This is a genomic window from Brumicola blandensis, from assembly GCF_031846165.1.
GTDB lineage: Bacteria > Pseudomonadota > Gammaproteobacteria > Enterobacterales > Alteromonadaceae > Glaciecola > Glaciecola blandensis.
In genome coordinates, this window is the sequence record NZ_JAVRIE010000006.1 from 169992 (window position 1) to 196917 (window position 26926).

Below are 26926 nucleotides of genomic sequence, written 5' to 3' on the forward strand. Positions count from 1 at the left end.
AGTATTAAATGACTAATTATTTCAACACATTACCATTGCGCAAACAGCTCGACCAACTAGGTCGCTGCCGTTTCATGCACAGAGATGAGTTCGCAGAAGGCTGCGATTACTTGAAAGGTAAATCGATCGTGATAGTAGGTTGCGGCGCACAAGGTTTAAACCAAGGTTTGAACATGAGAGATTCTGGCTTGAACGTCAGTTATGCGCTTCGCCAAGCAGCTATAGATGAAAAGCGTGAGTCATATCAACGGGCTTCATCTAACGGCTTTACAGTCGGAACTTACCAAGATCTTATCCCAGAAGCCGATTTAGTTTACAACCTTACACCTGACAAGCAGCATTCAAGCGTTGTTGAAGCGGTTATGCCTTTAATGAAAAAAGGCGCAACCTTAGGTTATTCACATGGTTTCAATATCGTTGAAGAAGGCCAACAAATTCGCGAAGACATCACTGTTGTGATGTGTGCACCAAAGTGCCCAGGTACGGAAGTGAGAGAAGAATACAAGCGCGGGTTCGGCGTGCCAACCTTGATTGCTGTTCACCCAGAGAACGATCCCGAAAGCAAAGGTTGGGCGATTGCTAAAGCACTTGCATCAGCAACTGGCGGCGACCGTGCAGGCGTGCTCGAAAGCTCATTCGTTGCTGAAGTGAAGTCTGATCTTATGGGCGAGCAAACCATTTTATGTGGTATGCAACAAGCAGGAGCAATCCTAGCCTACGATAAGATGATTGCCGACGGCGTTGACGCGGCTTATGCCGGTGCCTTGGTTCAGTATGGCCTTGAAGCAATTACCGAAGCATTAAAGATTGGTGGTGTAAGCAACATGATGGACAGGTTGTCAAACCCTGCAAAAATCATTGCGCATGACCTCTCTGAAGAAATGAAAACCATTCTTCGTCCTTTGTTTGAAAAACATCAAGACGACATCATTGGTGGCGAGTTTAGCAAGACGATGATGGAAGATTGGTCAAATGACGATGCGAACTTACTTAAGTGGCGCGAAGAAACTGGGCAAAGTGCATTTGAAAATGCGCCTGAGTTCAGTGGCAAAATCTCAGACCAAGAATTTTTCGATAAAGGCATTTTGTTGGTCGCAATGATAAAAGCAGGTGTTGAGTTAGCGTTTGATGTCATGGTTGAAGCCGGCATCCTACCAGAATCAGCGTACTACGAATCGTTGCATGAAACACCTTTGATTTCTAACACCATTGCAAGAAAGCGTTTGTATGAAATGAACGTCGTGATTTCTGACACTGCAGAATATGGTAACTATCTGTTTGCGAACGCAGCAGTACCATTATTGTTAGAGAAAGTGATGCCAAAGATTACTGCTGAACACATTGGTGGCGGTTTAGCAAATCAGTCCATGGGCGTGGACAATATGAAACTAGTTGAAGTGAACAAAGCAATTCGTTCTCATGGCGTGGAAAGTATAGGCGAAGAACTTCGCGGATACATGACCGATATGAAAGCTATTGTGGAAAGTGCATAGATTCGACCATCCATCACATTTTTTAATCCCTAGTGTGATGGCTGGTTAATCGATGTAAAGCTTAAGTAGTTTCACACCTTTTCTGTCGTTAGGTGCTTTAATTAGCTCCTTTTGCCCGGCCTTTTTGGTCGGGCTTTTTATTTTCTAGAGCGTAATTATTTTATGTCGTCGTTTGTTGTTTCCGACTCTTCAGCAGGCGGTAGCTGCATACGGGCACGCTCGACCAAGTGTTGATTGCGCGTGCGCTCCATCATTTTTACACGATGGTGCATGGCCGCCTTTGCTAAAATATGAGCAGTCACTGGCGCAGTAATTACTAAAAATAAAGTAATGAGTAACTCATTAACGCTTATATAACCATTCTGGGTGTACATGTAAACCATTGAACCAATAAGGATACCGCCTAAACCGAGAGTCGTCGCTTTAGTCGGTGCATGCAAGCGCACGTAAAGGTCTTGTAGTCGCAACAAGCCAATAGAGCCGATAAGCACAAAAAGGCCACCTAAGACTAGGAGTATCGAGATGGTAAGTTCCGCTATAAAACTCATGGGTGTCTCCTATTCAATGATATCGCCGCGCAACAAATACTTAGCAAACGCTACACTGCTCACAAAGCCAAGCATGGCTATCAGTAACGCAGCTTCGAAATACAAGGGTGTCTCATTAAAAATACCGTACAACAAGATAAGAGCAATACTGTTGATGTACATAGTATCAAGCGCAAGTATGCGATCAATAACGTGAGGCCCTATCACCAAACGCCACAAATTCAGCACCAAGGCAATACATAACATAACTGCCACAATTACAACGGCAATATCTAGCATCCGAAAATCTCCTTTACGCGCGCCTCATAACGGTTCTTCACCAAGTCAATGACATCTTGTTCGTTGTCAGGCATATCTAATACATGAACATAGAGCCACTTTTTATCGCTAGAAAGTTCGCCGCTAACTGTACCTGGGGTCATGGTTACCGTGCTAGCAAGAACGGTAATGGGTAACACATCAGTTAAATCTAAGGGAATTGCTACAAATCCTGGTTTGATTTTCCTTTGCGGGCCAACAACTAATAAAGCTACCTGCACGTTAGCAACAACAATGTCTGTTAATACCACTAGAACATATAACATCGCCTTAAAAGGTCGCTTAATCTTAGGCTGTGGCACTCGCAACGGCGCACAAATAAGCGGGATGACAATGGCAAGAACACTGCCTAAGAGAATATGACCTAAACTTAGCGTGGTGTTTAACATTAACCAGACTATTAGCAACATTAGACTGTGAGATGGCATGGGGAATAAACGAGCTAACATAATTATTTGCCCCCTGTGTCGAGTTTCATGATGTTGATGATGTAATCAATATCATGCAGCTGGATAGCCGCGCTATTGGTGTATTCAATCACACTAGCACCAAAAATACTCAGCATTGGCGATGCACCCAGAAGTAATAAGGCGCCACTTAATTGCCATTTTGACACGCCAGCACCATCATCGTTGTCGTTACTTGGCGTAGACCGCCAAAATAATGTAGTACCTGCCCGAGAGAGCGCAATAATCGTCATAAGGCTCGATAGTAAAATAACGCTCCATACCCACACTCTCTCGTCAGCTAAGGTAACGGATTGTAATATCACAAGCTTGCCTAGGAACCCAGAAAACGGAGGTAAGCCCGCGACAGCCATAGCGGCGACGATGAAGATAATGCCTAAGAGGGCCTGTTGCTTTATTTTTCTTGAAATCACAAAGTAATCTAAGGCTTTGCCTCTTTGTTTACTCAACATGTCAGCAATTAAAAATAGGGCGGCGGTAACAAGTGTACTGTGTACCAAATATAAAAGCCCAGCAGCAGTTGCCTCAGGCGTGCCCAGGGCAAAGGAAATCAGCAATGTGCCGACCGATACAATCACCAGGTTACCGATTAACATGCGCAAATTAGCACTCGCTAGCGCACCAATTGTGCCCGCAATAATCGAAAGAATCGCTAATGGCCAAATCCAATCATGAAAAACATTGGCTAACTGGCCCGCTTGATCTCCATAAATCACGGTATAGACACGGAAAATACAATACACACCAACTTTGGTCATTATTGCAAACAAGGCAGCGATGGGTGCACTCGCAACGGAATAAGTTTGAGGCAGCCAGAAATGCATCGGTAACATAGCGGACTTCAAACCAAAAACGATCAACATGAGCGCGCCACCCGCTTGTGCGATGAGCGCCTCGCTTTGATTTAGTTCGCTTATGCGCATCGCCATATCGGCAATATTCAAGGTACCGGTAACACCATAAAGTGTACCAAGCGCAAACAAGAAAATACTCGAGCCGATGAGGTTTAAAATCACATAATGTACATTTGCAGCCGTTTTTTGCTTGCCTCCGCCATGAATCAGTAAGGTATAGGAGGCTATCAATAAGACTTCAAAGAATACAAATAGATTGAACAGGTCATTTGTTAAAAACGCGCCATAAATGCCTAATAGCTGGAATTGGACCAGAGGGTGAAAGTACTTCCCTTCTCGGTCACTACCTGCAAACGAGTATAAGGTAACCCCTAGACCCAATACGCTACCTAAGGCTATCAGCATCACCGAAAGCTTATCAGCATACAAAATAATACCAAAAGGTGGCTGCCAGTCACCCACTGCATACATGATCGCGCCATTCTTGACCACGCTAAGCATGAGCACTATCGCACAAGCCAGTTGTGCCAACACCAATATTAAGGCTGCGGCACGTCTGAGCTGATACCTTTTGACACCAGCAAAAGGTGGCAACAACATCAGTAAGCCACCAATCATAGGAATTAAAATAGGCAGGATTGCCAAATGTAGAGTCATGCCTTTTCCTCTTCCTTTTTCACCAGTTTGTCGGTGTCAGGAGGGTTAGTACCATCCACAAAGTCGTTACCTAAGTCAGCGCGAGCTCTTATTGCCAGAATCACCACAAAAGCAATCATGGCGAAACCGATCACGATCGCTGTGAGAGTAAGTGCTTGGGGTAAGGGATCTGCATATTCATCAGCCATCCCCAGAATGGCAGCACCATCTAAGCTTAAGCGTCCGCTTGAAAACAAAAATAAGTTAACCGCATAAGAGAGCATAGTTAGGCCCACAACGACTGAAAATGTGCGACCACGAAGGCATAAAAACACCCCACAAAATGTCAGCACACCCACACAAATGACGTATACAGTTTCCATTATTCCTCCGCAGTTGGGCGATGAACCGAGGTGAGCTTACCTAGGTTGGCTAAAATCAGTAGGGTGGCACCTACTACGGTTAAGTAAACACCCAAATCAAATATGAGGGCGCTAGCAAGCTCAATTTCACCAATGAATGGGATATCAAAGTAATCAAACCAAGTCGTCATAAATGGTCTATCAAAGAACCAAGACCCTACACCGGTGAGCGCAGCGATTAATACACCCAAAGATATTAGGGTTTGATAATCGACTTTAATGCGTGGTTTCACCCATTCCACCCCATGGGCAATATATTGTTGGATGATGGCGACAGAGGTGATTAGCCCTGCGATGAAACCACCACCTGGCATGTTGTGCCCGCGCAAAAAGATATAAAACGATACAAGTAGAGCAAGTGGTAACAAGCTCTGCGAAATCATGGTGAGGATTGGAGGATGGCGATCTTCAGACCAAGCTAAACCATTCTCATTAGCCGATGGCATCGATAAGCGCACACGAGCTAATAATTTAAATATACCTAAGGCCGCGATACCTAGCACCAAAATCTCGCCAAGAGTATCAAGTCCTCTAAAATCAACCAAAATCACGTTCACGGCGTTGGTGCCGCCACCGCCTGTTTTGCTATTCGCTAAGAAAAATTCAGAAATCGTATCCAGTGGCTGTGTAATAAAGGCGTAGTTAATTGTCGCCACTAAGCCTGCAACCGACGCAGCTATTGCGAGATCTCTAACAACGCGAGACGGGGATGATTCTGTCGCCGTCTTCTGTGGTAAAAAGTAGAGTGCGAGCATAAGCAAAATAACCGTAACCACTTCAACAGATAGTTGGGTAAGCGCTAAGTCTGGTGCGGAAAAACGTGCAAATGCGATAGACGTGATTAGGCCCACGACTGATATGGTGACCAATGCGAGCATCCGCTTGCGATGATATATAACGGTCGCAATTGCGCTTAAGCATAAAATAATAGCCGCGGTAATTTCGACGCCACTAATGTCTTGATCAGGTAGATGCTGATTGACTGTGTTTAAGTTAATTAGAGGTACAGCGGTAATCGCAATAGTAAAAAATAACATTGTCGCCACATAACGTTGTAGCGAACCGTTGCTGAAGTACTCATGAATTTTGGTTGCTTTGTTGACCATTCGCTGCACGTAAGCTTCAAAAATCAACTTTTCGTCAGGCTCTTTAAATTTGGCTTGGAATCTATATAGATGGCGTCGATAAGCGTATATCAACAAGCCACCAACAATCGCAATTGCACTCATAAGTAAGGGAATATTAAACCCATGCCAAATAGCTAAACTGTAATAAGGCAAATCACCAATGACGACTGAAGACGCTGCCGATGCAAGTAAATCGCCGACTATGTACTCTGGGAATATTCCCACCAATAGACAAAGTACAACCAAGACTTCAATTGGGATCTTCATATACCGAGGCGGCTCATGGGGTGTTTTCGGCAAGTCTTTAGGTTCACCGTTGAAGAAGACATCGTGAATAAATCGCATAGAGTAAGCGACAGCGAATACGCCTGCCAAGGTAGCGAGTACCGGAATAACCCAAGACAAGAAGCCGAGCGCTGAAGAATGCAAGGTTTCCGCTAAGAACATTTCTTTAGATAAAAAGCCATTAAATAAGGGCACGCCAGCCATCGATGCAGCTGCCACCATCGCCAGTGTCGCGGTATATGGCATAAACTGCCACAAACCATTCAACTTACGCATATCGCGCGTCCCCGACTCATGGTCGATAATACCCGCGGCCATAAATAACGACGCTTTAAACACTGCATGATTCATAATATGGAACAAGGCAGCAACAGCAGCGAGTTTTGTATCCAGGCCGAGTAGCAAAGTAATCAATCCCAAATGACTGATCGTCGAGTACGCCAGTAGACCTTTCAAGTCATGCTTAAACAGCGCGATATAAGCGCCAATTAACAAGGTGATTAGGCCTGTCATACTGACAATCAAGAACCACATCTCAGTGCCTGACAATACTGGATACATCCGAGCTAATAAGAAAATGCCTGCTTTTACCATTGTCGCTGAGTGCAGGTAAGCACTGACCGGTGTTGGTGCTGCCATCGCATGGGGCAACCAAAAATGGAAAGGAAATTGGGCTGACTTAGTAAATGCACCCAATAAAATAAGGATAAGCGCAACAGGATATAAGGCGTGCTCTCTAATTAAATCGCCACTGGCTAAAATGACGCTAAGTTCATAACTACCGACCATATCCGACACAAGTAACAAGCCTGCGAGTAAAGCTAAACCACCAGCGCCCGTTACCGTGAGGGCCATCCGAGCACCTTTACGTGACTCTGATTTTGTTGACCAAAAGCTGATAAGTAAGAACGAGCTGATGCTAGTTACTTCCCATGCCATCCAAAGCTGCAAAACATTGTTGGACAATACAATCGACAGCATGGCCGTCATAAATAATATCAAGTAGGCGAAAAATCGGCCAACGGCTTCTTTTTCTGACAGATAATAGCGGGCATATAAAATTATCAGTAGGCCAATACCCAGTATGAGTAAGGCAAACATAAGCGCTAGGCCATCAAGCCGCATTGATAGCGTTAGGCCGACAGAAGGAATCCATGCTAAATGTTCAGTGACGGTGTTGCCTGCCAATACACTGGGCAGCAGGCTTAGAATATAAATAAGACCAATGGCTGGAGCGACCATTGTACATAAAGTGTTGATCCTACGACCGAAGCGCTCTGTGACTACCGGCACTAATACACCAACCAGCAATATTGCTGTTATCCAAAATAAGCTCATCGTTGTTTGTTGCTCCAATTTTTATTTTTCGCTTATTAAGCTTTATTTAGTGAACATACTTTACTGTGAATGTATCTTTAAGGTCGAGTATTTCTTACGATTTTTCACCCTTTTGGGATCTCAATAATGCTAAGTGTAGATGCCTGAGCCCGTAATGCCAATATGTTTCACTTTGTTAAGCTATATTGGTGGCATAGTCAGTCTTTCTATTGGCTGGCGAGATAAATGTGCGTTTGCTGGTGTATTGTTGTTCTCTTTGTGATCGAGTTTTATTTTCTACACTTCGCTTTTTCATGTTTCATGTTTCTTGCCGAATTGCACCGCAAAGAAAGACAATACTGAAAATACTAAAAATCCCAAAGCAATTGGCGTCAAATCTTTATCTAAGAACTGATTGATGAATGTTGCTATAGGCACCGCTAACAAACTAGTAAAAGAGCCAATAAAAGCAGCACCTAAACCAGCAATATGGCCTACTGGTAGCATCGCCATGGCATTCAGGTTGCCAAAGAGCATACCGATAAAAAAGAAACCAAAAAACATAATCCCAATGAACAAGCCCATGGGAGGAATACCGTCATACAGCACTGTGACAACAGTTAAGCTTATACCGAACACCATCGAGAAAAATACCGCTTTATCACACAGCGATTGCATGCCCCACTTCATTACCATCATCCCGTTAAATAAGGATGCAAGGCCGATTGAAAAAGCCAATGTTGCAAACACAAGTGGAAACCATGTTCCAGTGTCATATATTTCTTGGAAGATAGTCTGAGAACCGCTTAAATAGGCGAGGAATGAACCAAAAATAAAACCCATGGCTACTGAATATCCCATCACCTGTCGTTGCTTTAACAACCACCAACAAGAACGGAAAAACTGATGCCAAGCAAAGCGCTTCCGCTCAACCCTTGGCAAGGTTTCGCCTTGACGAAGAAAAAACCATAAGCCTGAAATAACAGCCACTATCCAAAATACAGTGAAAATTTCACGCCAATGAAACTGCTCCATTACTGCTTGTCCTACCAATGGCGCTATCATAGGTACTAAGATAAAAATTACCGTGATAAACGACATGACTCTTGCCATGGCATCACCAGCATATTGGTCTCGGATTACCGCCATTGATGCAATACGTGGCCCTGATACGCCGAAAGCCTGAACTAAACGCCCAAACAGAAGCACTTCAATTGACTGTGCAAAGTAACAAATAAAAGTACCCATTATAAAAATGATTAATCCGACTAGAATCGTGAGTCGCCGACCTCGAGCATCAGAGAAAGGTCCGAAGAATATTTGCCCAAGCGCCATGCCACCGAAGAATAAGGAAATGACCAAATACGTTTGCTGTGTGCTCTGACTGTTGAGATCTTGACCTATAATATCTAAGGCAGGCAACATTGCATCGATGCTCAAGGCAACGAGAGAGGTCAACAACGCCATAAGGGCGATGAATTCTAGTAGGGGCAATTGCTTTTTGGAGGCTACGCTAACCGCGGCTTGGCTCATTTATACAGGTTCACAAATAATGGTGGTACAAAAAATAGGCGCGAATTGTTCCACAATTCAAGTACAAAGTCATGCCCTACTTGACTAATTACGTGCCTTTACGCTTGTCAAAAAAATTTGCTTTCGTCGAATCTTCCGTCAGTCTTTTTATTATACTTTAGTTTATAGTTATTTTGTCGATAGAAATTAGGGCGGATGACGTTTTGCAAACTCACTTTCTATCCGTATTTTCTTTAGAGCCATGGACCTTCCGCTTCTGGATGTATTTAGGATAATCGTTTTCGGTATTTTATATGTTTAATTTTGGTGATTCAGCTTCTAAACAAGCCCTCAAACAATCAATTGTGGCCGTTGTTAGTATCGACGAAAAAAACAATATTACGTTTTACAATGCGGCCGCTGAAAAACTTTGGGGGTACCATCCTAAGGAAGTCTTAGGTCAGAATATTAGGAAGTTAGTCCCAGAGGAGCATAAGTCAAACCATGATGATTATATTGATACTCACCGCGCAACAGGAAAAGATAAAATAGTAGGAAGCTCTCGTGAAGTTGAGCTACAACGTAAAGACGGAGTAAGGCTGTGGGTTCAGCTTTCTTTGTCTCAAGTTATGGTTAACATTATACGGCCTTTGTGCGTGACGTAACGAGTGAAAGAGAAGCTAGAGAAACTGTAGAGCAGATATTGCAGCAAGCCCTAGATGCCGTTGTATCGATAGATGAAAACAACCATATTACCTTCTACAATGCTGCCGCTGAAGAACTGTGGGGCTATCGTCACGGCGAGGTTATCGGTAAAAACGTCAAAATGCTCGTGCCTAAGATGTTGCAAGCGGAACATGACAACCTAGTGAATGCTAATCGACAAACAGGGCAAGATAAAATTGTTGGCACAAGTCGTGAAGTCAAGATTGAACGCAAAGACGGCTCCACCATTTGGGGCCGGCTATCATTATCAAAAATAAAACTTCAAGGACGAACCATTTATACGGCTTTCATCCGCGATGTGACACAAGAAGTTGAGCAGCGGGAAATGCAGCAAATGCTGTCGCTGGTAGCCAATGAAACAGATAACGCCGTCATTATTAGTGATGCCAAGGGTTTAATTGAATATGTAAACAGTGGGTTTGAGCGCTTGACCGGTTATGCATTGACGGAAGTAAAAGGTAAGAAACCTGGCAGCTTTTTGCAAGGGCCCGAAACTGACCCCAATGCCGTTGCGAAGATACGCCATCACTTGCACGAAAGAACCCCATTTTATGATGAAATTTTAAACTATAAAAAAGACGGTAGCCCATATTGGACATCACTGTCTATTAACCCGGTTATTAAAGACGGTGTTTTACTCAACTATATTGCTGTGCAAGCTGATATCACCAAAGTGAAACAAATGGCCTTAGATTTTACCAATCGACTTAACGCCATAGGTGAAGCTTTATGTATGATGGAGCTTGAGCCTGATGGCTCTTTGATAGAGGCAAATGATTTATTACGCAATATTTTAAAACCTAGCTATACAGTTGAAAGCTTCAGTAAGGAAGTGTTTAGGAACTTATCTTCTATAGAAAAAGATAGGCTTGCCAGCGATGGCTTTTTATCAAAATTAATTGAGGTAGGCCAAGCTGAACAGCTAAAAGCATTTGATGCACGCTTATGCGTATTGCGCAGTTTCTCGGGTGATATTAGTCGATATGTTTTCTTTGCAACCGACGTTAGCGAACGCAAGAAGGCTGTTAATCAAACGCAAACTTCAATGGATAGTCTGGTGGGTACCAGCCAAACCATTAGTCAGATTGTGGCAACGATTAATGGAATATCAGAACAAACCAACTTGTTAGCATTAAACGCTGCAATTGAAGCTGCGCGCGCAGGAGAAGTTGGTAGAGGCTTTGCTGTTGTTGCTGACGAGGTAAGAACACTTGCGGGTAATTCAAAAGACTCATCAAACGAAATAAACACCTTGGTAAAAGAAACGGTTTCACAAATTGAGCAATTAGCAGACATGATAAAACGTATAGACAACTAAGCTACCGATTCTGCAATACCGCAAATATAAATGGTGAGGACCACGGCTGAGTTAGCGAGACTAAAACAGCATAGAAGTGTTTTTGATGAGCTTCTTAGGCGGTATCGAGACATTTCCGACCAAAGTCGGAAATGACGAGTTCACCTAAGGTTGGCTAGCAGAAGAGCTATTTTAGGTGTTCTGCTAAAAACGCGTCCATTGCCCTGAAGAAAGCTTGACGATTCTTAGAGTTAGACAAGTAATGGTCGCCGTCTTTCAGCTCAAGGTATTCCACATCTTTACCTAAATTTTCGAGTGTCGACGCGTAGATACGCGACTGCTCAATGTTCACGACATCATCGTACTCGCCATGTGCTAGCAAGGTGCTCGCAGTTATTTTCTCGGCATTGTGCAAAGGAGAGCGTTTTTTTAAATCACTTGTATCGTCACCAATTTGATTTTTAGCAATAAGCTCGCCACCAAGGAAGTCGTTTCTTTGTCTTTTGACTCTTTTGAACAAGTCGGTAACACCGGCAAAGCTCACGGCACATTTAAATAAATTAGGCGTTTTTACGGTTGCCATTGTGGCGGCATAACCACCATAACTCGCACCAGCAATACACATCTTGTTCTTGTCAGCATAGCCTTCCGCTATCATCCAATTTGCCGCATCGCTCAAATCATCCTGCATCTGCAAACCCCATGCGCGCATTTGTGCCTCTGAAAAATCAAGACCAAAGCCGCTAGAACCTCTGAAATTTGGCTGAATGACCGCATACCCCCGACTAGCAAAGAATTGTGCCCAATAATCGAAGCCACCAGTATCTCTAGCGCCTGGTCCACCGTGCGGATGAACAATTAAGGGATAGGGTGCCTTGCCAGCTTTTGGCAGGGTAATAAAGGCTTCAATTTCTAATCCATCCCGCGCTTTGTAAACGACGCGTTTAGACGTAGATAAAACATTCGGATCAATCTTGGCATATTCGCCAAACAAGTAATTCAAACTTCCTTTGTCGCGGTCACCGATGTAGAAGCGACCTGGCGTATTAGATGATTGGCTATACATCAAATACTTTCGCTGATCTATGCTGGTATTGAGTAAATAATTAGACTGATCTGGTATGGCATTGGCCAGGGCATCATGCAAGGCATAATCTTTTGTATCAAAGAAGTGGATACCATGCCTCGCACTGCGATGATTTACACCAATCACTTCACCTGTAAGAGTAGATCGCACCAGGCTGCCATCAACGTCATATTCGTCGTGACTGTAGACCAGCGTTTCTTGCATCGTATCTAACGCAACTTTATACAATGCCAAGTGGTAGCCCTTGTATTTAGTGATATATAGAACGTTCGGGTCAAGACCGAAGCCTTGAACGTAAATCACTTTTGATGGGTCTTCTATCGGCCGAAATGTATAAATTTTACGCCAGCTGTCATCGTTTGTTTTACGCTCATAAATGATCGACTCGCCGGTTTCATAGTCAAATGCTTCGCCAATCCGAAGCCTGCCTTGTTGGTCAGTCGTCCAGTCACGAATATTGTGCTTGCCCATCTCAACAGTGCTGCTTTTGCCCGTTTTGAGATTTACTTTGTACACAGACGGCATACCAAAAGTATGATTATCGATCGCGGCAAGAATGTGGTCAGCGTCGCTCTTTAGCATATCAACAACAATGTCACCAATTTGGCTATCTCGCTGGCGCTGACCTCTTGCTTCACGATTACGCTTTGGCGCAAGTAAAAAGACAGGATCTTGGTCGGCTTCATCATACTTCAACGACATCATACGTGTGTGAGTATAGCGAGAAGAACCTTTGCGCGTTAGAAACCGAAGGCTGACCAGTAAAGTATCCTCGTTCGCCCATTGAAACCAGCGAAAACCAACCGTTTCGTTATCTGAACTAAACAACAAGGTTTGCTTACCGGTTTTGAAATCATAGGTTGCTAATAACGAGCGATGCTCTGGGTGCGTCACATTTTTTATGAAGGCTATCTTGGTGCCCGAAGGTGACAGCTGTGGACCTTCATATTCAGGCAAAGCACCGAATACTTCAGCTGGGATCTGTTGAGCTTGTGCAAAGCTATTAGCGCTAAATAGCGCACTAGAACTCAACACTAATAAGAATAAAAAAGAAAGGATGACTTTGTTAGTCATAATTAACAATCCTTGTTAAATAAGTGGACACTTTTGATAGAGCTCATCATATCCCAAGGACTTTGCAAAGTCATTATAAGGTAAACTCAATGTGTCTATTTGCATTTACGCTAACTCACAAATCGTCTTGCACAACAGGCTCACGTGTTTAATTGCCTGACACGACTAAATAACTTTGCTTTGTAAAGTAGCGTTTTGCGATGGTAAAAATTGTCGTCGATATGCACCGGATCTTCGGTTCTAAAGTCTCCGCCCCATCGCAAGTGTTCATCAGCTCGAATATCGTCAATGAAGGCACCTATCGCGGGAGGAAGGTTGGTAATATTATTTCGGCGAAGCGCCCTCGAGTTGAATAACTTCCCATCTAACATCAAGTTCATATCAATTGCATGACCAATGAAATGGCAGCTTCGGGTTGCAGGCGGCACAATCGCACCTTGAACTTGTTGATTAATACTGCGCGTGGAAGAGGTGACATAAATCTTCAAGTCACGCGCTTTCGCAAACTCGTTGACCTTATTCAAGTGAGCAGCAAAGTCGCGATCTACCTTCACTGCGCTGCCAACGAACTGTGACGCTGTATACTCCATCAATTCAAATTCATCAGACGGTGAGTCGATGCTAGCTTGGAGCTTCTCACCATCGGTTTCAACAAACTGTCGAGTGTCAGGCAAACTCTCTACATAATCACCATGCACAAAGCCGAGTTTTCCAGTCGAGGTTTTCACTCGATAGAAAGTGACTTCATCAATAATATCCAGGATATCGTTATGCTTGAGCAAACCCACTTTTTCACCGTTCGGTTTTTCTCTCAGATTCAAACCAGAGTTTGACTTAACTCTACCTCGCTTCATGTCATCTACCCTTTTGGTTCTTGATCGACAGCTGAAATCAGGCCTTTCAGACGTGAAGGTTCATTCTTTGATGCACGAATCTTTTGAATTTTCTCTAAGCCACGAGAGCCAAAATAGAAACCATAAATGGTTAGCATGATGGTTTGGAAGAAGGGTATCCAGGCTTTAATAGTTTCGTTTTGTTCAGCGGTAAAAGAGGATGTAAAAATGGTTGAAAATGCTAGCAAGGTAACGACTAAGGTCATGAATATGAGGGTCATCGGGCGAATATTTTTAGACAGCCAACTGTCGCTTTTCATGTCGATTTTATGCCGCTCGGTCAGCGACCGTTCAAGATTCTCTTCATATTCTAGGGCCCGTTGGTCGACCTCCATTAGAATTTCTTGCATGCGCACTTTATAAGCCGTCGTCACCTTTTGCTTTTGAATTTCGGTGAGTGCTAACTCTTCATCGCTGGTAATAAGATCATCTACGGCTTTTCCTACTGACGCCACTACATCTACGCCGGTTGAGCTAAATATTCTGCTGAGCCACCCCATCTCATATCTCCTTATACTGTGTATAGAAATAGTTTTAGGGAACTCTAAGCTGCAAAAAAGACTGAATGATGCGAGGGACTACTTCCCTTTGTCTTCTCTATCTTTTGCCATATTGCTCAATTTTTCAACTGTTTTGTGAGATTTTACGCTTCAGGGGGTGAAAGAACTTTGATTTTGCCGTTGCGCAGACTATAGATCCAACTGTGAATTTTTACATCTTGATTGCGTTTCATTGCGTCTTTAAAAACACTGGTTCTACGCACGTTTTCAGCTTGTTGTAGTACATTTAACTCACACAATTTTGCCGCACGTTCACTTTTATCTAAGCCTTCTAATAGTGCGCTATTTTCATCGGCTGTATCTTTAATATGTGCTAACCAATTATCAATGAGACCCAAACTGCCTTGCTCCATTGCCGCCTCAACGCCACCGCAACCATAATGACCACAAACAATGACGTGTTTCACTTTCAGCACGTCAATGGCATATTGCAGCACAGACAAGCAATTAAAGTCGGTATGAATAACCATATTCGCTACATTACGATGGACAAAGATATCGCCGGGTAGAAGATCAACAATTTGGTTTGCGGGCACGCGACTATCTGAACAACCGATCCACAAATACATCGGGGTTTGTTGTTCAGATAACTTATTGAAGAAATGTGGATCTGCTTGCTGTGTTTGCTCAGCCCAGCGAATATTGTTGTCTAGCAGCTTCTTAATTTCAGGCATGCGATCTCAGTATTTATGAATGATTAACGCGCATCTATTTTGAACTGAAGTATTACTTCGAGTCCTTTTGCAATTACCGCATTTCCATTGATTGTTTTAGGTGCAAACCGCCATTTCCCTATTGCGACCGCAGCAGGCTCTTCAAAATGTGAGTCCGAACTCGTAATAACTTTTACATTCTCTGCAAAGCCATCTTCGGCAATATCATAACGCACTTTAACCCAACCGTCTTTGTGCGCTTTTAACATTGCCGGCGGATACATCGGGTTTATTCTATATAAGGGGGTTTGCTCTTTATTATTGTCCCAAGGCCTCAAACACCCCACTGCACGACAATGTTGGGTCGCAAGATCATGCTCGCCTTGCTCTTGAAACAAGACCACTAACCTTGCATGTGAAGCTAGGGTAAAAGGGTTGGAATAATCAGGCGCATCTTCAAACTCTTGCACTACTTGCTCAAGTTGTTCGATAGCTTTACCGTACTTTCCTTCATGACTGTAAATTTTACTTAAGAAGAAACGTGCTTCGGCCGTACTTGCAGACATTTCACCGTACACCTTCAAAGACTCTTTTAATTGCTTTTCAGCGAGTTTTTTTATTAGCGATGGTTTTATTAATAAGGAGTTTGAAACAGCCGTTTTGACCGTTTGTGCGCGAAATAGCATTGCGCTCTCGGGCATCATGGCAATAATATCTGGGGTGATTTCAATGAGTCTGTCGACGGCTAGGTGATCAGAAAAAACGCCAAGGCTTAAGTCTTTGGGCTCAAGTCCGTCTAACTTACGTGCTATTTTTAATAAATTGATGATATCAAGTAACGCGAAATAGTATGATTGGGAATCATCCCCAAGCGTATTTTCGTAGTAATCAAGAATGCTTTTATAGTGCGAGGCGGCTAATTGAAATTCTCCTGCATCCAAGTAGGCGTGGGCTAGGTTTTGGCGCAGCAAATAGCTCGTCAGGTGGCGCTCACCATATTTTTTTCTACCAAGTTCATAGCTCAAGGTCGCAAGCTCAAGAATGGTATCTGGTGATGCTTTCGCAGAATTAAGTTGTGTTTTATAGGCAGCAAAAGCCGTAGCGAAGGTTAGCGGTTCAGCTACTTCACTTGAGGCCGACTCAGAGCCAATAAACAGGGTCGCTAAAGCAACAGCCAGCACTTTTTGATGCTTGCTGAAACTATTCAACAACCGCTCTTCTTCCATGGTTTCGAAATCAATCATAATGTCTTTTACATCGTCGGGCTTAAGCCCGTTATAGTTATAATTATATGTATCACATATATGTATTGCATTATCCCGCAGTGATTAGCGCATCACTGTGGGTAATTTTGTACTGCTTCCATGCTTCAATTTGCTTGTTTCAACTGGTGCCAATTTATGATGCGTTTTACTCACGCACAGTGCCATCTCCAAACACCACAAACTTCTGTGTCGTTAGAGATTCAGCCCCCATTGGACCGTAAGCATGTAGCTTACTAGTTGAGATGCCGATTTCAGCACCTAAACCAAGCTCGCCACCGTCGGAAAACCGAGATGACGCATTAACCATCACAACAGATGAATCAATTTCTTTAACAAAGCGCTGTGCTAGAGAAAAATCTTCGGTGACGATAACTTCTGTATGTCCGGAACCATATTCGCGAATATGCTCAAATGCCTGCTCTTCATTTTTAACCACTCTAACGGCGATTTCTAATGCAAGATATTCAGCATGCCAATCATCTTCATTGGCCTGCAGCGCAGCCTTGAAATATCCTATCGATTGCTCACAAGCATGCACCACTACTCGCTTAGACTCAAACATTTTCGCAACTTTGGGTAAAAATTCATCAGCGACATCTGTATGGACTAATAGGGTTTCAAGGGCATTACAGACACCTGTTCTTTGGGTTTTACCATTTTCCAAAATGGCCAGCGCTTTGTTTATATCTGCCGCTTTATCGACGAAAAGATGGCAAACCCCTTTAAAATGCTGGATGACAGGGATTCGACTATGTTCTGTAACGTAATTAATCAAACCTTCGCCACCGCGCGGAATAACCAAATCTATGGTATGACTTAAGGTCAACATGGTCGCCATCACGTCACGATCAGCAAGCGGAATAACGGTCACAATATCGGAACTGAGAGACATTTCGTGTAAAGATTGCTTCAAAATACTGGCTAGAGCCTGATTGCTATGTTGCGCCTCCTTACCACCTCGCAGAATGACCGCGTTACCCGATTTTAGGCACAAAGCCGCCGCATCAATCGTCACGTTCGGTCGCGACTCATAAATCATGGCAACAACACCAAGAGGGATCCGCATTTTCCCTACTTGGATCCCTGACGCTTGAGGCTGCATATTTGAAATACTGCCTAAGAATTCAGGTTGAAAAGCAATTTGTTTCACCGCTTCTGCAATATTATGAATAGCATGTTCGTCTAGCTTTAAGCGATCTAGCATCGCGGAGGAAATTTTAGCAGCTTCTGCATTTGCCATGTCTTTCTGATTTGCAGCTAAAATCTGTGGCACGTTATCTAGCAAGTTTTGTGCAATTAACAACAATAGAGCTTGGCGTTGTGCTGATGTGATCCCAGCAATTTGATGCTTCACCGCAGCCGCCCTTTTGGCAGTAGCAGTAATATCGAAAGAGATATTGGACTCAGTCATGTGTATTTTTCCTGTATTTATTCACTAGCACCAAGTCATCACGATGAATGGCAGCTTCTCCATGACAAAAGCCAAGTATCGCCTCTATGTCACTACTATTTTTACCTTGAATACCTTGTAGTTCGGCACTTGAATACAAACTAATGCCCTTTGCCACTACCTCACCTTCAAATAATATATTCACTGCATCGCCGCCGAAAAAGTGACCGCTAACATCGACGATACCTACTGACAGTAATGATGCACCGGCATTTTTTAGGGCCTGAAATGCCCCCCCGTCAATATTGACATGTCCTTTGGCTTGCAAGGAGTGACTTAACCAATGATGGCGCGCCGATTGCGTACTTTGTTTCGCTTGAAATAGTGTGCCTGCGCACTGACCCTTGAGTAGGGCATCGAACACGTCTGCTTTTTGCCCATTCACTAAGAGGGTTTGAATACCGCTGTGCGTGCATTTTTCAGCAGCCTGAAGCTTGGTCACCATGCCACCTGTGCCGACAGCGGAGCCTGCACCACCGGCTAAGGCTTTGATCGAAGGTGTGACTTCGCCGACATGAGAAATCAACTTCGCCGCAGGGTTTTTCCGAGGGTCGGCATCGAATAAACCATCAACATCAGTGCAAATAATAAGCGTGTCTGCTTGAGCAACCAATGCCGTATGCGCGCCTAAATTATCATTGTCGCCTACCTTAATTTCATCCACCGCCACCGTGTCATTTTCGTTAACGATAGGTAATGCCCCGTTCGCTAACAGTTCGCGTAAGGTATTCTTGACATTCACATATCGTTTGCGGTCATGGAGATCGTCAGAAGTAAGTAATATTTGTGCGCATGGAAAATCAAAAAAACGTGCCCAATTTGCCATCATTTGGGTTTGTCCGATCGCGGCCATCGCTTGTTTTTCAGCAATGCTAGCTTTCATTCCAGTTTTTACGTATCGCCTACCAGCAGCAACGCTGCCTGAAGAAACCAATACGACTTCCTTGCCTTGTTGGCGACTAGACGTAATGAACTTTGCTATGGATAGAAGGAATTCGGCACTACAGCCTTTCCCATCAGGAGAAACTAGGGCGCTGCCTACTTTGATTACAGCCCTTTGCCATGTAAACGAGGTCATGAGTTAATATTTGTTACAAAATATATATATGCTCTGAGAATACTGAAAAACTGCGGCTAAACAAGAAAAAACAGCGCTTTCTTTAGAAAAAAAGCGCACAAATTATAAGGGAATATGCAGGGACACTTTTCTTTGAAGGTAAAGTCGATACAATAGTAAGAAAAAAACGAACTAATAAATAAGTAGTGGGTGACTGTAGACTACAATCTGCATGCAAAGCCAAGCAAACGCTACTGCTCTTCGGTGACAGGGAAAAACAAATGAGACTAAAACGAACTTCGCTTTTTGCGACAGTATTTACTTTATTGTCTGCAGCAAGCGTAATCGCTACAAACGTGCATGCAAGTTCTGCTATTAAACAAACCAAAGGCGACTTTGAAGACAAATTTCGCCAATTAGATGAAGCGCTACCGACACCAAATGTATATCGAAATGCAGCGGGTGAGCCAGGTCACATGTACTGGCAACAGAAAGTAGACTACGTTATTGATGTAAAACTCGACGAAGAGAAGCGTCGTTTAAGTGCTAGCCAAACCATCACTTATCAAAATAACTCTCCGGATACACTCAAGTATTTGTGGATCCAACTCGACCAAAACAAGTTTCGTGAAGACTCGATGTCAGCGCTTACCACCACGTTTGGCGGCATTGGCAACCGAGGTCCTGCGACTCAGGGGGCCAGCGGTGATACTCCAGCACGCTTAAGCCTTGGTGCATTGCGCAGACAGCAATTTGTTGAAGATACTGAACTTGGTTACGATTTACAAAAAATCACCGACACCAATGGTAATGCCCTAAAGTATGTTGTTGTAGGTACCTTAATGCGTGTAGATTTACCTACACCATTAAAGCCGAATACAAGCACTCAATTTAATATTGATTTTGCGTTTAACATTGTTGAAGAAGATGCTGTTTCAGCCCGTTCAGGCTACGAGCATTTCCCTGATGACGCACGCGACGGTGGTAACGATATATTCTTATTAGCGCAGTGGTTCCCGCGTTTAGCTGCCTATACTGATTACGAAGCATGGACTAATAAAGAGTTTATTGGTCGCGGTGAATTCACCCTAGAGTTTGGTAATTACGATGTGAGCATCACCGTTCCAGCTGACCATGTGGTTTCTTCAACAGGTGCCTTGGCGAATCCAAACGATGTGCTAACGAAAACACAGCGTGATCGCTTAAAGAAAGCCGAAACAGCCAAACGACCAGTATTCATCGTGACTGAAGAAGAAGCCTTAGATAACGAAAAAGACGGTACCAGCAAAACAAAAACGTGGCGCTTCAAAGCCGAAAAAGTCAGAGATTTCGCTTGGGCTAGTTCACGCAAATTTATGTGGGATGCAAAAGGTTATCAACAAGGTGGCGAAGATCAACCACTGGTAATGGCAATGTCTTTCTACCCGAAAGAGGGTGGCGATTTATGGAAAAAGTACAGCACAGAGTCTGTCATCCATACCATGGAAGTATACAGCCGATTCTCATTTGATTACCCATATCCAGTTGCCCAATCAGTTAATGGTCCAGTGGGCGGCATGGAATACCCAATGATCACTTTCAATGGCCCACGCACAGAACTACAAGACGATGGCGAGCGCACGTATTCCTTAGCGGAAAAACGCTTTTTGATTGGTGTCGTTATTCACGAAGTAGGTCATATTTACTTCCCAATGATTGTGAACTCAGACGAGCGCCAATGGACGTGGATGGATGAAGGTTTAAATAGCTTCTTAGATGGCGTTGCTGGTCGTGAATGGGACCCAAAAATTCCATGGGGTGTTGAGCCGCGCGATATTACTGGCTACATGAAATCCAGTACTCAGGTGCCAATTATGACGCAATCTGATTCAGTGCTTCGCCTTGGACCTAATGCCTATACTAAGCCTGCTGCAGCCTTAAATATTTTGCGAGAGACTATTCTTGGTCGCGAGTTATTTGATTTTGCGTTTAAAGAGTATGCACAACGTTGGATGTACAAGCGCCCAACCCCTGCTGACTTTTTCCGTACCATGGAAGAAGCTTCTGGTGTCGACCTAGATTGGTTCTGGCGCGGATGGTTTTATTCAACTGACCACGTAGATATCTCACTTGATCATGTTTATAAACTGCGTTTAGACACTGAAGATCCTGACATCGATTTTGCTCGCCAGCGTCAAGTTGAGTTAGACAAACCATTGTCACTTACTGATGAGCGCAACAAAGCCGAAGGCATCGAATTGTGGGTAGATCGCAACGATGACGTTTCAGACTTCTATGACGAAAACGATCCTTGGACCGTTACCAACAAAGAGCGCAATAAATACCGCAAATTCTTGAGTAAAATGGATCCTTGGGAGAAGCGCGTCTTCGAGAGAGCTATTAAAGAAGACAAGAACTACTACGTTCTCGACTTCTCAAACAAGGGTGGTTTGGTAATGCCAATTATTCTTGAGCTTGAGTTTGAAGATGGTAAAAAAGAAAACATGTATATTCCTGCTGAAATTTGGCGCAGAACTCCGAAAGCTGTATCAAAGCTTATTGTGACGGAGAAAGGTCAGATACTTAAATCGGTCACTGTTGATCCGCGTTGGGAAACTGCAGATGTAGATATTGAAAATAACCATTATCCACGTCGAATCATTCCTTCTAGAATTGAAGCATACAAAAGCAAAAAGAATACAAGCGGTGTTCGTCGTGACTTAATGCAAGACAGTAAAACAAAACTTAAGTCCGATGCTGAAATCGAGAAAAAAGCTGCGGAAGAAGAAGATAATTAATGCAAAAGGTTTTCTTTTCGAATGTAGCACGGTCAAGCCGAGTGGCAGCAATGTCACTGGCTTTGTCAGTCTGTATGGCGTTTACTTTAGTGGCAAGCGTATTACAGGTCAGTGAAGTCGCTGCGCATCAACAAAAGATGGCGATAAGTACTGTGTTGTTTAATCCTCGCACTCAAAATATAGAGATCATGCATCGTTTCAATCTGCATGATGCTGAGCATGCGGTAAAAGAGATCTTTGATGGTAAGGCTGACATTATCGCGAATGAAACAACGCAAGCCGACTTTGCGAAATATGTCACCGAACGCTTTGCAATTTACACCTTAGATCATAAAGCATTAGGACTTAGTTTTGTCGGCACCGAATTAGACGGTAAGCACTTTTGGGTTTATCAAGAGGCGCCAGCACCAGAAAGCTTAGATGGCATGGTTATCGAACATAATGCTTTAAGAGATATCTGGCACAAACAGACAAATACGATTAATGTAGAGGGTATGGGCGATATTCAAACTTTAACGTTTACCGATAACACGGAATTGTTGAGTGTTGAATTTAAACATCATTAATTAAAAATCCGTAAGGAAATGCTATGTCAGATAAGCAATACCGACCTTTAGACGAATTTAAGAATAAGAAGAATATAGTTTGGGTGCTCATGTCTGCATCTATGTGCTTCTTCATTCTTTTTGTACTATTCACTGGCACGAGTGTCGGCATTATTGGCTCGGTGTATAGCGTAATGTTATGGACAGGTATTTTTGGTGGTGTACTAGCGCGCTATTTTGACAAAAATGGCTGGTTAGGCTTTGGTGTTGGCAGTGTGATAGGCATGGGATGTTTTATTCTTGCTCCTATTATTCTTGCCGCCTAAGAGCACACTCTGAAACCCCGAAAAGTTCCCTCTAGCCGCTTAGCTCGGTTTGCGAAGTTAAGTGGCCTAGCCGGTGCTGTCACCGGTAATATTCTAAAAGGCACGGCTAAACAGCTCCTCAATGGCGAGCGACCATCATTTTCTCAGTCTTTGCTGACTACCGACAACGCGAACTCTATCACAGAACGATTGGCTCACATGCGCGGAGCAGCAATGAAGCTTGGTCAATTGCTATCCATGGATGCGGGAGAGTTATTACCGGCGGAGTGGGAACCTATTCTTTCTCGATTGCGCCAAAACGCAGATGCGATGCCTAAAACACAGTTAGTCGCTACCTTAGAAAATGCATGGGGCAAAGAGTGGCATAAACAATTTGCCTACTTTTCGCTGGAACCGATTGCCGCTGCGAGTATTGGTCAAGTGCATCGCGCTAAATTGCATGATGGTCGAGAGTTGGCAATCAAAGTGCAATATCCCGGCGTGAGAGAGAGCATCGATAGCGATATAGACAACGTCGTCGGTTTAATTAAATTAACCGGTGCGCTGCCCAAGCATATCAATATCGACCCTTTATTAGATGAAGCCAAAGCCCAATTAAAAACCGAAGCAGACTATTTGCAAGAAGCTCAGTTTCTTAAAGCCTACCGAGAGGATCTAGCCCAGAACGAACACTTTATTGTGCCTTTCGTTGTTGACGAGCTTACAAGTAGTGACATTCTTGCGATGGAATATGTAGAGGGTAGCAGTATCAGCTCTTTAGATGAGGGGATTAGTGGCGAGCAGCATCAAGTACTAGCGAACGATATTTGTGAAAAACTAATGGCGCTGACATATATCGAGCTATTTGACACTCAGTTAATGCAAAGTGACCCTAATTTTGCCAACTATCTCTATCAAAAGGACTCAGGAAAAATTGTCTTGTTAGATTTCGGTGCTTGTAGAACCCTGAGTGACCATACATCTGAGCACTACAAGGCCATGGCGATAGCGATGCAAAACCAAGATCGAAAAGGCATGGAGCTAGCGCTTCTTGAGTTAGGATTGATTGACAAAAACATGTCTAGCAAGGTCACTGATATCATTTTAAACGCATGCACCATTGCAAGTGAGTGCCTACAAACTAAGTATGCTAACGAAACATACAATATCAAAGCGCAAGGCTTGATAAAGCGAATACAAAACGAAACCATACCGCTCATTGCAGATAGAACAGCAACCGCGACACCAAAGTTCGATGTGGCGTTGGTCAACAGAAAAATTACAGGTATGGTACTGTTGGCAAATAAATTGGGCGCAGGATTAGATTTCAAATCTGCTTTAGCACCTTACATAAGCCCTGTGGTAATCAAAGACTAAACAAACACTTGGACGTGTGAAAAGGAGCAACATGGATACAATACTAGCGCTGGGTTTAGCACTTGTTCCCTTTATGCTAACAATACTTTTTGTTGTGTTCTTCTTGATAGGTGCCCATAAAGTGTTGCTGGGTGACAAAAGCATGCACCCCGATGCAAAGCTCCCACGGAAACTGATACTACTACTCTTGTATATTGTGGGTTTAATTGCGATAGCCATTGCTTTGCCTGTTACCGAAAGCACGCGAAACCAAGTAATTAGCCTTATTGGTATTCTACTTTCTGGTGTTATTGCGTTTAGCTCAACGACTATTGTTGCCAATGTTATGGCAGGCATTGTACTACGCTTCACCAAGCCATTTAGAACCGGCGATTTCATTCGTGTTGAAGGTTATTTTGGTCGAGTCACTGAAAAGGGTTTGTTTGATACCGAAATTCAAACCGAACAGCGAGAACTCATTGCGTTTACCAACTCTTACCTAACGTCACATCCATTGCAGGTTGTGCGCTCTTCAGGAACGATCATTTCAGCCAGCCTCTCGCTGGGTTATGACGTTCACCACGACCGTATAGACACACTACTACTGAAGGCCGCTGAATCAAGCGAGCTCAGTGATCCGTTTGTTCAAATCATTGAACTTGGTGATCACGCAATTACTTATCGCGTGTCTGGTTTGTTAACGGAAGTAAAAAGCATGATTTCGGCACGCTCTCGTTTGTATGCCAATATTTTAGATGTACTGCATGACGATAAAATTGAAATCGTTTCTCCGGGCTTTATGAATCAACGTAAACTGCCAGATGACATGGTTGTACTGCCAGCAAAAGCAAGAGCCAAAGTAAAAGTGAAAGTGAAAGAAGACGAAAAGCTGCCAGAGGATCTGATCTTTGACAAGGCTGAGCAAGCCGAAACGAAAGAACGCTCAGAGCAAGAACTACTAAAACAAATCGGCCAGCTAGAAATTGATTTGAAAGCAGCCGAAGGCGACAAGAAGGTGAGTATTCAAAACCAGCTAACCGCGACTCAAGAAGCCTTAGCAATTTTACAAGCACCCGAGATTATTGATGAAGACCGGCCATCTGCAGATAAGACAGATTAGGTTGAATTTTACTAGCTCGTATCTGATCTGACACTTCGAAAGAAAAGCGTAGACCTAATTTGGTTGGCTGCTCCAAGGCAGTTTCTTGCTCGTCACCACCGCGAACCCCTACGTCATTACCGCGAACCCCTACGTCATTACCGCGAAGGCGGTAATCTCCAAAACAGCATAGTAAATTAAAAAAGCAGAACTATTTCAAAAATATAAAGCTAATTGCTATTGAAATATTTCTTGTGTGGCCGGAGATTCCTGCCTGCGCAGGAATGACGTAGGAGGTATTGGCTATGACTCCTTGTGGATGCGACCTCCCAGTCAGAACATCATGTAAAATGCAGCTTTCCTGAATTATCGTGCACATAGCTATGGCCTAATTTCTTGTGCAAAATAGCCGCTCGGCAGGGTCAGATGAGTTATGACCAATCAAGCTGAATTACGAGCCAACCAAACGTTTAGGGTGCTTTTCGCTTGTTGAAGTTCAGCTATTTTTTCATCAATAGCATTCACTTGGTCACTCAACACTTTCTCTAGGACAGGGCAGTTAGGATCTGGGTTTTTGAGCTTAGGTATCGCCTCTTTTATGGTATTCAGTGTAAAACCAACCGACTGCCCTAACTTAATGAACTTTAGCTCTCTGATGTGCCAATCTTGATAAATACGATAGCCATTTGCAGAACGTTCTGGCGGCGTAATTACGCCTACTTTTTCATAGTATCGTAAAGTCTCTTTAGCTACTCCAGTCAACTGACTTAACTTATTAGCATTCATAATTTCTCACTTTTTGTGTTTTAACACTTGACCCTGTAGTTAACTTCACACTTTATACTAAATCTAAGTTAGCGTTAAGTTGAGTTCAAAATGTCAGACATACAAACACCTCAAACAATTAAGAAGCCTCTTGATTTACTTACACTGGATAACGTGGGTATTCGAGCGTATCACTATCAACCCAATAGCGAATCTTCTGAAGATCCTACTGGAATTATAGTCATTGGAAGTGCAACCGGGGTGCCACAAGGTTTTTATAAACGCTTCGCTGAAGCAGCAGTTAGTCAGGGGTTTGAAGTCATTACTTTAGATTATAGAGGCATCGGCGAGTCGGCACCGGCAACACTTAAAGGCTATCACATGGATTATCTCGACTGGGCGAGACAAGACCTAGCCGCCGGCATTGAATATGCGCAAACTGAGCGTAGAACACGCCAACTTTCATGTCGTTTAATTATGGTGGGGCATTCCTACGGTGGCCACGCGCTTGGCCTTTTACCAAACATCGAGCATATAGATGGTGCCTATATTTTTGGTGCGGGAGCGGGTTGGCATGGTTGGATGCCAGCTCTTGAGCGCTTCAAGGTCCGCCTATTGTGGAACGTAATTGCCCCTATTGTAGTGAAGCTCAATGGTTATCTTGCATGGAACAGTTTCGGCATGGGTGAAAATTTACCTCTAAACGTTTATCGCCAATGGAAACACTGGTGTAAGTTTCCGCATTACTTTTTTGATGACCCAAAAATGCAACACATGCATGAGGTGTTTGCCCGATACGACAAACCTTTGGTGGCTGTGAATGCGATCGACGATAAGTGGGCTCAGCCCGCCTCAAGAGATGCGTTCTTCAAAGGCTATAAAAATGCACAAATCACCAACATTGATTTACAGCCAAGCGATTGTGGCCTGCAAAAAGTTGACCACATGGGCTACTTTAAACGCGATGCGACAGCGATCTGGGATGAAGTGTTCGCGTGGGCTAAAACGCTGAGATAATAAGTAAACTGCTTATTACCA

24 protein-coding genes are annotated in these 26926 nt (G+C 43.5%); 9 read left to right on the plus strand and 15 right to left on the minus strand.

Annotated elements, in window-relative coordinates; genetic code table 11:
- The first annotated feature begins 8 nt into the window (after positions 1-8).
- Positions 9-1493, plus strand: coding sequence for a ketol-acid reductoisomerase (gene ilvC / locus RM544_RS14410; protein ID WP_311362505.1), 1485 nt, complete (start codon positions 9-11; stop codon positions 1491-1493).
- Positions 1494-1648: 155 nt separating this feature from the next.
- Here ilvC and RM544_RS14415 read toward each other — a convergent pair whose 3' ends face one another.
- The 7 genes from RM544_RS14415 to RM544_RS14445 form a co-directional block, all read right to left on the minus strand.
- Positions 1649-2041 carry a Na+/H+ antiporter subunit G gene (locus RM544_RS14415; RefSeq protein WP_311362506.1) on the minus strand — a complete coding sequence of 131 codons (393 nt, stop codon included), beginning with the start codon at positions 2039-2041 and terminating at the stop codon, positions 1649-1651.
- A 9-nt stretch (positions 2042-2050) separates the two neighbouring features.
- Complete coding sequence (locus RM544_RS14420) at positions 2051-2320, minus strand: K+/H+ antiporter subunit F (protein ID WP_311362507.1); 270 nt, start codon at positions 2318-2320, stop codon at positions 2051-2053.
- Positions 2314-2808: a Na+/H+ antiporter subunit E gene (locus RM544_RS14425; protein ID WP_311362508.1), complete on the minus strand. Its 495-nt coding sequence runs from the start codon at positions 2806-2808 to the stop codon at positions 2314-2316. The genes RM544_RS14420 and RM544_RS14425 overlap by 7 nt, the downstream gene beginning before the upstream one ends.
- Positions 2809-2810: 2 nt before the next feature.
- Entirely contained in the window at positions 2811-4337 is a 1527-nt protein-coding gene (locus tag RM544_RS14430; protein ID WP_311362509.1) for a monovalent cation/H+ antiporter subunit D, read from the minus strand.
- Positions 4334-4699: a Na+/H+ antiporter subunit C gene (locus RM544_RS14435; protein ID WP_311362510.1), complete on the minus strand. Its 366-nt coding sequence runs from the start codon at positions 4697-4699 to the stop codon at positions 4334-4336. The genes RM544_RS14430 and RM544_RS14435 overlap by 4 nt, the downstream gene beginning before the upstream one ends.
- Positions 4699-7488 carry a monovalent cation/H+ antiporter subunit A gene (locus tag RM544_RS14440; protein ID WP_311362511.1) on the minus strand — a complete coding sequence of 930 codons (2790 nt, stop codon included), beginning with the start codon at positions 7486-7488 and terminating at the stop codon, positions 4699-4701. The genes RM544_RS14435 and RM544_RS14440 overlap by 1 nt, the downstream gene beginning before the upstream one ends.
- 291 nt (positions 7489-7779) lie before the next feature.
- Positions 7780-9000, minus strand: a complete 1221-nt coding sequence (locus RM544_RS14445) for a multidrug effflux MFS transporter (protein WP_311362512.1) — start codon at positions 8998-9000, stop codon at positions 7780-7782.
- Between the two features lie 293 nt (positions 9001-9293).
- Between RM544_RS14445 and RM544_RS14450 the strand changes: the two genes are divergently transcribed.
- Together RM544_RS14450 and RM544_RS14455 are read left to right on the plus strand one after the other, a co-directional pair.
- Positions 9294-9644 carry a PAS domain S-box protein gene (locus RM544_RS14450; RefSeq protein ID WP_311362513.1) on the plus strand — a complete coding sequence of 117 codons (351 nt, stop codon included), beginning with the start codon at positions 9294-9296 and terminating at the stop codon, positions 9642-9644.
- Entirely contained in the window at positions 9632-11023 is a 1392-nt protein-coding gene (locus RM544_RS14455) for a PAS domain S-box protein (protein ID WP_311362514.1), read from the plus strand. The genes RM544_RS14450 and RM544_RS14455 overlap by 13 nt, the downstream gene beginning before the upstream one ends.
- Before the next feature lie 166 nt (positions 11024-11189).
- On the opposite strand, the gene RM544_RS14460 is transcribed toward RM544_RS14455, so the two are convergent.
- The 7 genes from RM544_RS14460 to proB form a co-directional block, all read right to left on the minus strand.
- Positions 11190-13163: an alpha/beta hydrolase family protein gene (locus tag RM544_RS14460; RefSeq protein ID WP_311362515.1), complete on the minus strand. Its 1974-nt coding sequence runs from the start codon at positions 13161-13163 to the stop codon at positions 11190-11192.
- 140 nt (positions 13164-13303) lie between these two features.
- Positions 13304-14017, minus strand: coding sequence for an SH3 domain-containing protein (locus tag RM544_RS14465; protein WP_311362516.1), 714 nt, complete (start codon positions 14015-14017; stop codon positions 13304-13306).
- Between the two features lie 5 nt (positions 14018-14022).
- Positions 14023-14556 carry a hypothetical protein gene (locus tag RM544_RS14470; RefSeq protein ID WP_311362517.1) on the minus strand — a complete coding sequence of 178 codons (534 nt, stop codon included), beginning with the start codon at positions 14554-14556 and terminating at the stop codon, positions 14023-14025.
- Between the two features lie 143 nt (positions 14557-14699).
- On the minus strand, positions 14700-15290 hold the full coding sequence (can, locus tag RM544_RS14475; protein ID WP_311362518.1) for a carbonate dehydratase: 591 nt from the start codon (positions 15288-15290) through the stop codon (positions 14700-14702).
- A gap of 23 nt (positions 15291-15313) precedes the next feature.
- On the minus strand, positions 15314-16513 hold the full coding sequence (locus RM544_RS14480) for a TonB family protein (protein WP_311362519.1): 1200 nt from the start codon (positions 16511-16513) through the stop codon (positions 15314-15316).
- A gap of 166 nt (positions 16514-16679) precedes the next feature.
- Positions 16680-17930 carry a glutamate-5-semialdehyde dehydrogenase gene (locus RM544_RS14485; protein WP_311362650.1) on the minus strand — a complete coding sequence of 417 codons (1251 nt, stop codon included), beginning with the start codon at positions 17928-17930 and terminating at the stop codon, positions 16680-16682.
- Between the two features lie 7 nt (positions 17931-17937).
- Positions 17938-19062 (minus strand): glutamate 5-kinase, encoded by a 1125-nt coding sequence (gene proB, locus RM544_RS14490; protein ID WP_311362520.1) that lies wholly within the window; start codon positions 19060-19062, stop codon positions 17938-17940.
- A gap of 260 nt (positions 19063-19322) precedes the next feature.
- Between proB and RM544_RS14495 the strand changes: the two genes are divergently transcribed.
- From RM544_RS14495 to RM544_RS14515, 5 genes are all read left to right on the plus strand, one after another.
- Positions 19323-21818 carry a M1 family metallopeptidase gene (locus RM544_RS14495; RefSeq protein WP_311362521.1) on the plus strand — a complete coding sequence of 832 codons (2496 nt, stop codon included), beginning with the start codon at positions 19323-19325 and terminating at the stop codon, positions 21816-21818.
- 74 nt (positions 21819-21892) lie between these two features.
- Entirely contained in the window at positions 21893-22384 is a 492-nt protein-coding gene (locus RM544_RS14500; RefSeq protein ID WP_311362651.1) for a DUF6702 family protein, read from the plus strand.
- 23 nt (positions 22385-22407) lie between these two features.
- Positions 22408-22689 carry a hypothetical protein gene (locus tag RM544_RS14505; protein WP_311362522.1) on the plus strand — a complete coding sequence of 94 codons (282 nt, stop codon included), beginning with the start codon at positions 22408-22410 and terminating at the stop codon, positions 22687-22689.
- Between the two features lie 198 nt (positions 22690-22887).
- The gene (locus tag RM544_RS14510; protein WP_311362523.1) at positions 22888-24045 is read left to right on the plus strand and encodes an ABC1 kinase family protein; all 1158 of its coding nucleotides are present in this window, start codon (positions 22888-22890) and stop codon (positions 24043-24045) included.
- A 31-nt stretch (positions 24046-24076) separates the two neighbouring features.
- Positions 24077-25144 (plus strand): mechanosensitive ion channel family protein, encoded by a 1068-nt coding sequence (locus RM544_RS14515; RefSeq protein WP_311362524.1) that lies wholly within the window; start codon positions 24077-24079, stop codon positions 25142-25144.
- A 420-nt stretch (positions 25145-25564) separates the two neighbouring features.
- Here RM544_RS14515 and RM544_RS14520 read toward each other — a convergent pair whose 3' ends face one another.
- A complete protein-coding gene (locus RM544_RS14520) occupies positions 25565-25909 on the minus strand; it encodes a helix-turn-helix domain-containing protein (RefSeq protein WP_311362525.1) in 345 nt (114 codons plus the stop codon).
- A 90-nt stretch (positions 25910-25999) separates the two neighbouring features.
- Between RM544_RS14520 and RM544_RS14525 the strand changes: the two genes are divergently transcribed.
- Positions 26000-26905 (plus strand): alpha/beta hydrolase family protein, encoded by a 906-nt coding sequence (locus RM544_RS14525; protein WP_311362526.1) that lies wholly within the window; start codon positions 26000-26002, stop codon positions 26903-26905.
- Positions 26906-26926 lie beyond the last annotated feature (21 nt).

Coding starts and splice junctions, on each gene's coding strand:
- ilvC (WP_311362505.1), top strand. CDS start 9: ATGACTAATTATTTCAACACATTACCATTGCGCAAACAGCTCGACCAA.
- RM544_RS14415 (WP_311362506.1), bottom strand. CDS start 2,041: ATGAGTTTTATAGCGGAACTTACCATCTCGATACTCCTAGTCTTAGGT.
- RM544_RS14420 (WP_311362507.1), bottom strand. CDS start 2,320: ATGCTAGATATTGCCGTTGTAATTGTGGCAGTTATGTTATGTATTGCC.
- RM544_RS14425 (WP_311362508.1), bottom strand. CDS start 2,808: ATGTTAGCTCGTTTATTCCCCATGCCATCTCACAGTCTAATGTTGCTA.
- RM544_RS14430 (WP_311362509.1), bottom strand. CDS start 4,337: ATGACTCTACATTTGGCAATCCTGCCTATTTTAATTCCTATGATTGGT.
- RM544_RS14435 (WP_311362510.1), bottom strand. CDS start 4,699: ATGGAAACTGTATACGTCATTTGTGTGGGTGTGCTGACATTTTGTGGG.
- RM544_RS14440 (WP_311362511.1), bottom strand. CDS start 7,488: ATGAGCTTATTTTGGATAACAGCAATATTGCTGGTTGGTGTATTAGTG.
- RM544_RS14445 (WP_311362512.1), bottom strand. CDS start 9,000: ATGAGCCAAGCCGCGGTTAGCGTAGCCTCCAAAAAGCAATTGCCCCTA.
- RM544_RS14450 (WP_311362513.1), top strand. CDS start 9,294: ATGTTTAATTTTGGTGATTCAGCTTCTAAACAAGCCCTCAAACAATCA.
- RM544_RS14460 (WP_311362515.1), bottom strand. CDS start 13,163: ATGACTAACAAAGTCATCCTTTCTTTTTTATTCTTATTAGTGTTGAGT.
- RM544_RS14465 (WP_311362516.1), bottom strand. CDS start 14,017: ATGAAGCGAGGTAGAGTTAAGTCAAACTCTGGTTTGAATCTGAGAGAA.
- RM544_RS14470 (WP_311362517.1), bottom strand. CDS start 14,556: ATGGGGTGGCTCAGCAGAATATTTAGCTCAACCGGCGTAGATGTAGTG.
- can (WP_311362518.1), bottom strand. CDS start 15,290: ATGCCTGAAATTAAGAAGCTGCTAGACAACAATATTCGCTGGGCTGAG.
- RM544_RS14480 (WP_311362519.1), bottom strand. CDS start 16,513: ATGATTGATTTCGAAACCATGGAAGAAGAGCGGTTGTTGAATAGTTTC.
- proB (WP_311362520.1), bottom strand. CDS start 19,062: ATGACCTCGTTTACATGGCAAAGGGCTGTAATCAAAGTAGGCAGCGCC.
- RM544_RS14495 (WP_311362521.1), top strand. CDS start 19,323: ATGAGACTAAAACGAACTTCGCTTTTTGCGACAGTATTTACTTTATTG.
- RM544_RS14500 (WP_311362651.1), top strand. CDS start 21,893: ATGGCGTTTACTTTAGTGGCAAGCGTATTACAGGTCAGTGAAGTCGCT.
- RM544_RS14505 (WP_311362522.1), top strand. CDS start 22,408: ATGTCAGATAAGCAATACCGACCTTTAGACGAATTTAAGAATAAGAAG.
- RM544_RS14510 (WP_311362523.1), top strand. CDS start 22,888: ATGCGCGGAGCAGCAATGAAGCTTGGTCAATTGCTATCCATGGATGCG.
- RM544_RS14515 (WP_311362524.1), top strand. CDS start 24,077: ATGGATACAATACTAGCGCTGGGTTTAGCACTTGTTCCCTTTATGCTA.
- RM544_RS14520 (WP_311362525.1), bottom strand. CDS start 25,909: ATGAATGCTAATAAGTTAAGTCAGTTGACTGGAGTAGCTAAAGAGACT.
- RM544_RS14525 (WP_311362526.1), top strand. CDS start 26,000: ATGTCAGACATACAAACACCTCAAACAATTAAGAAGCCTCTTGATTTA.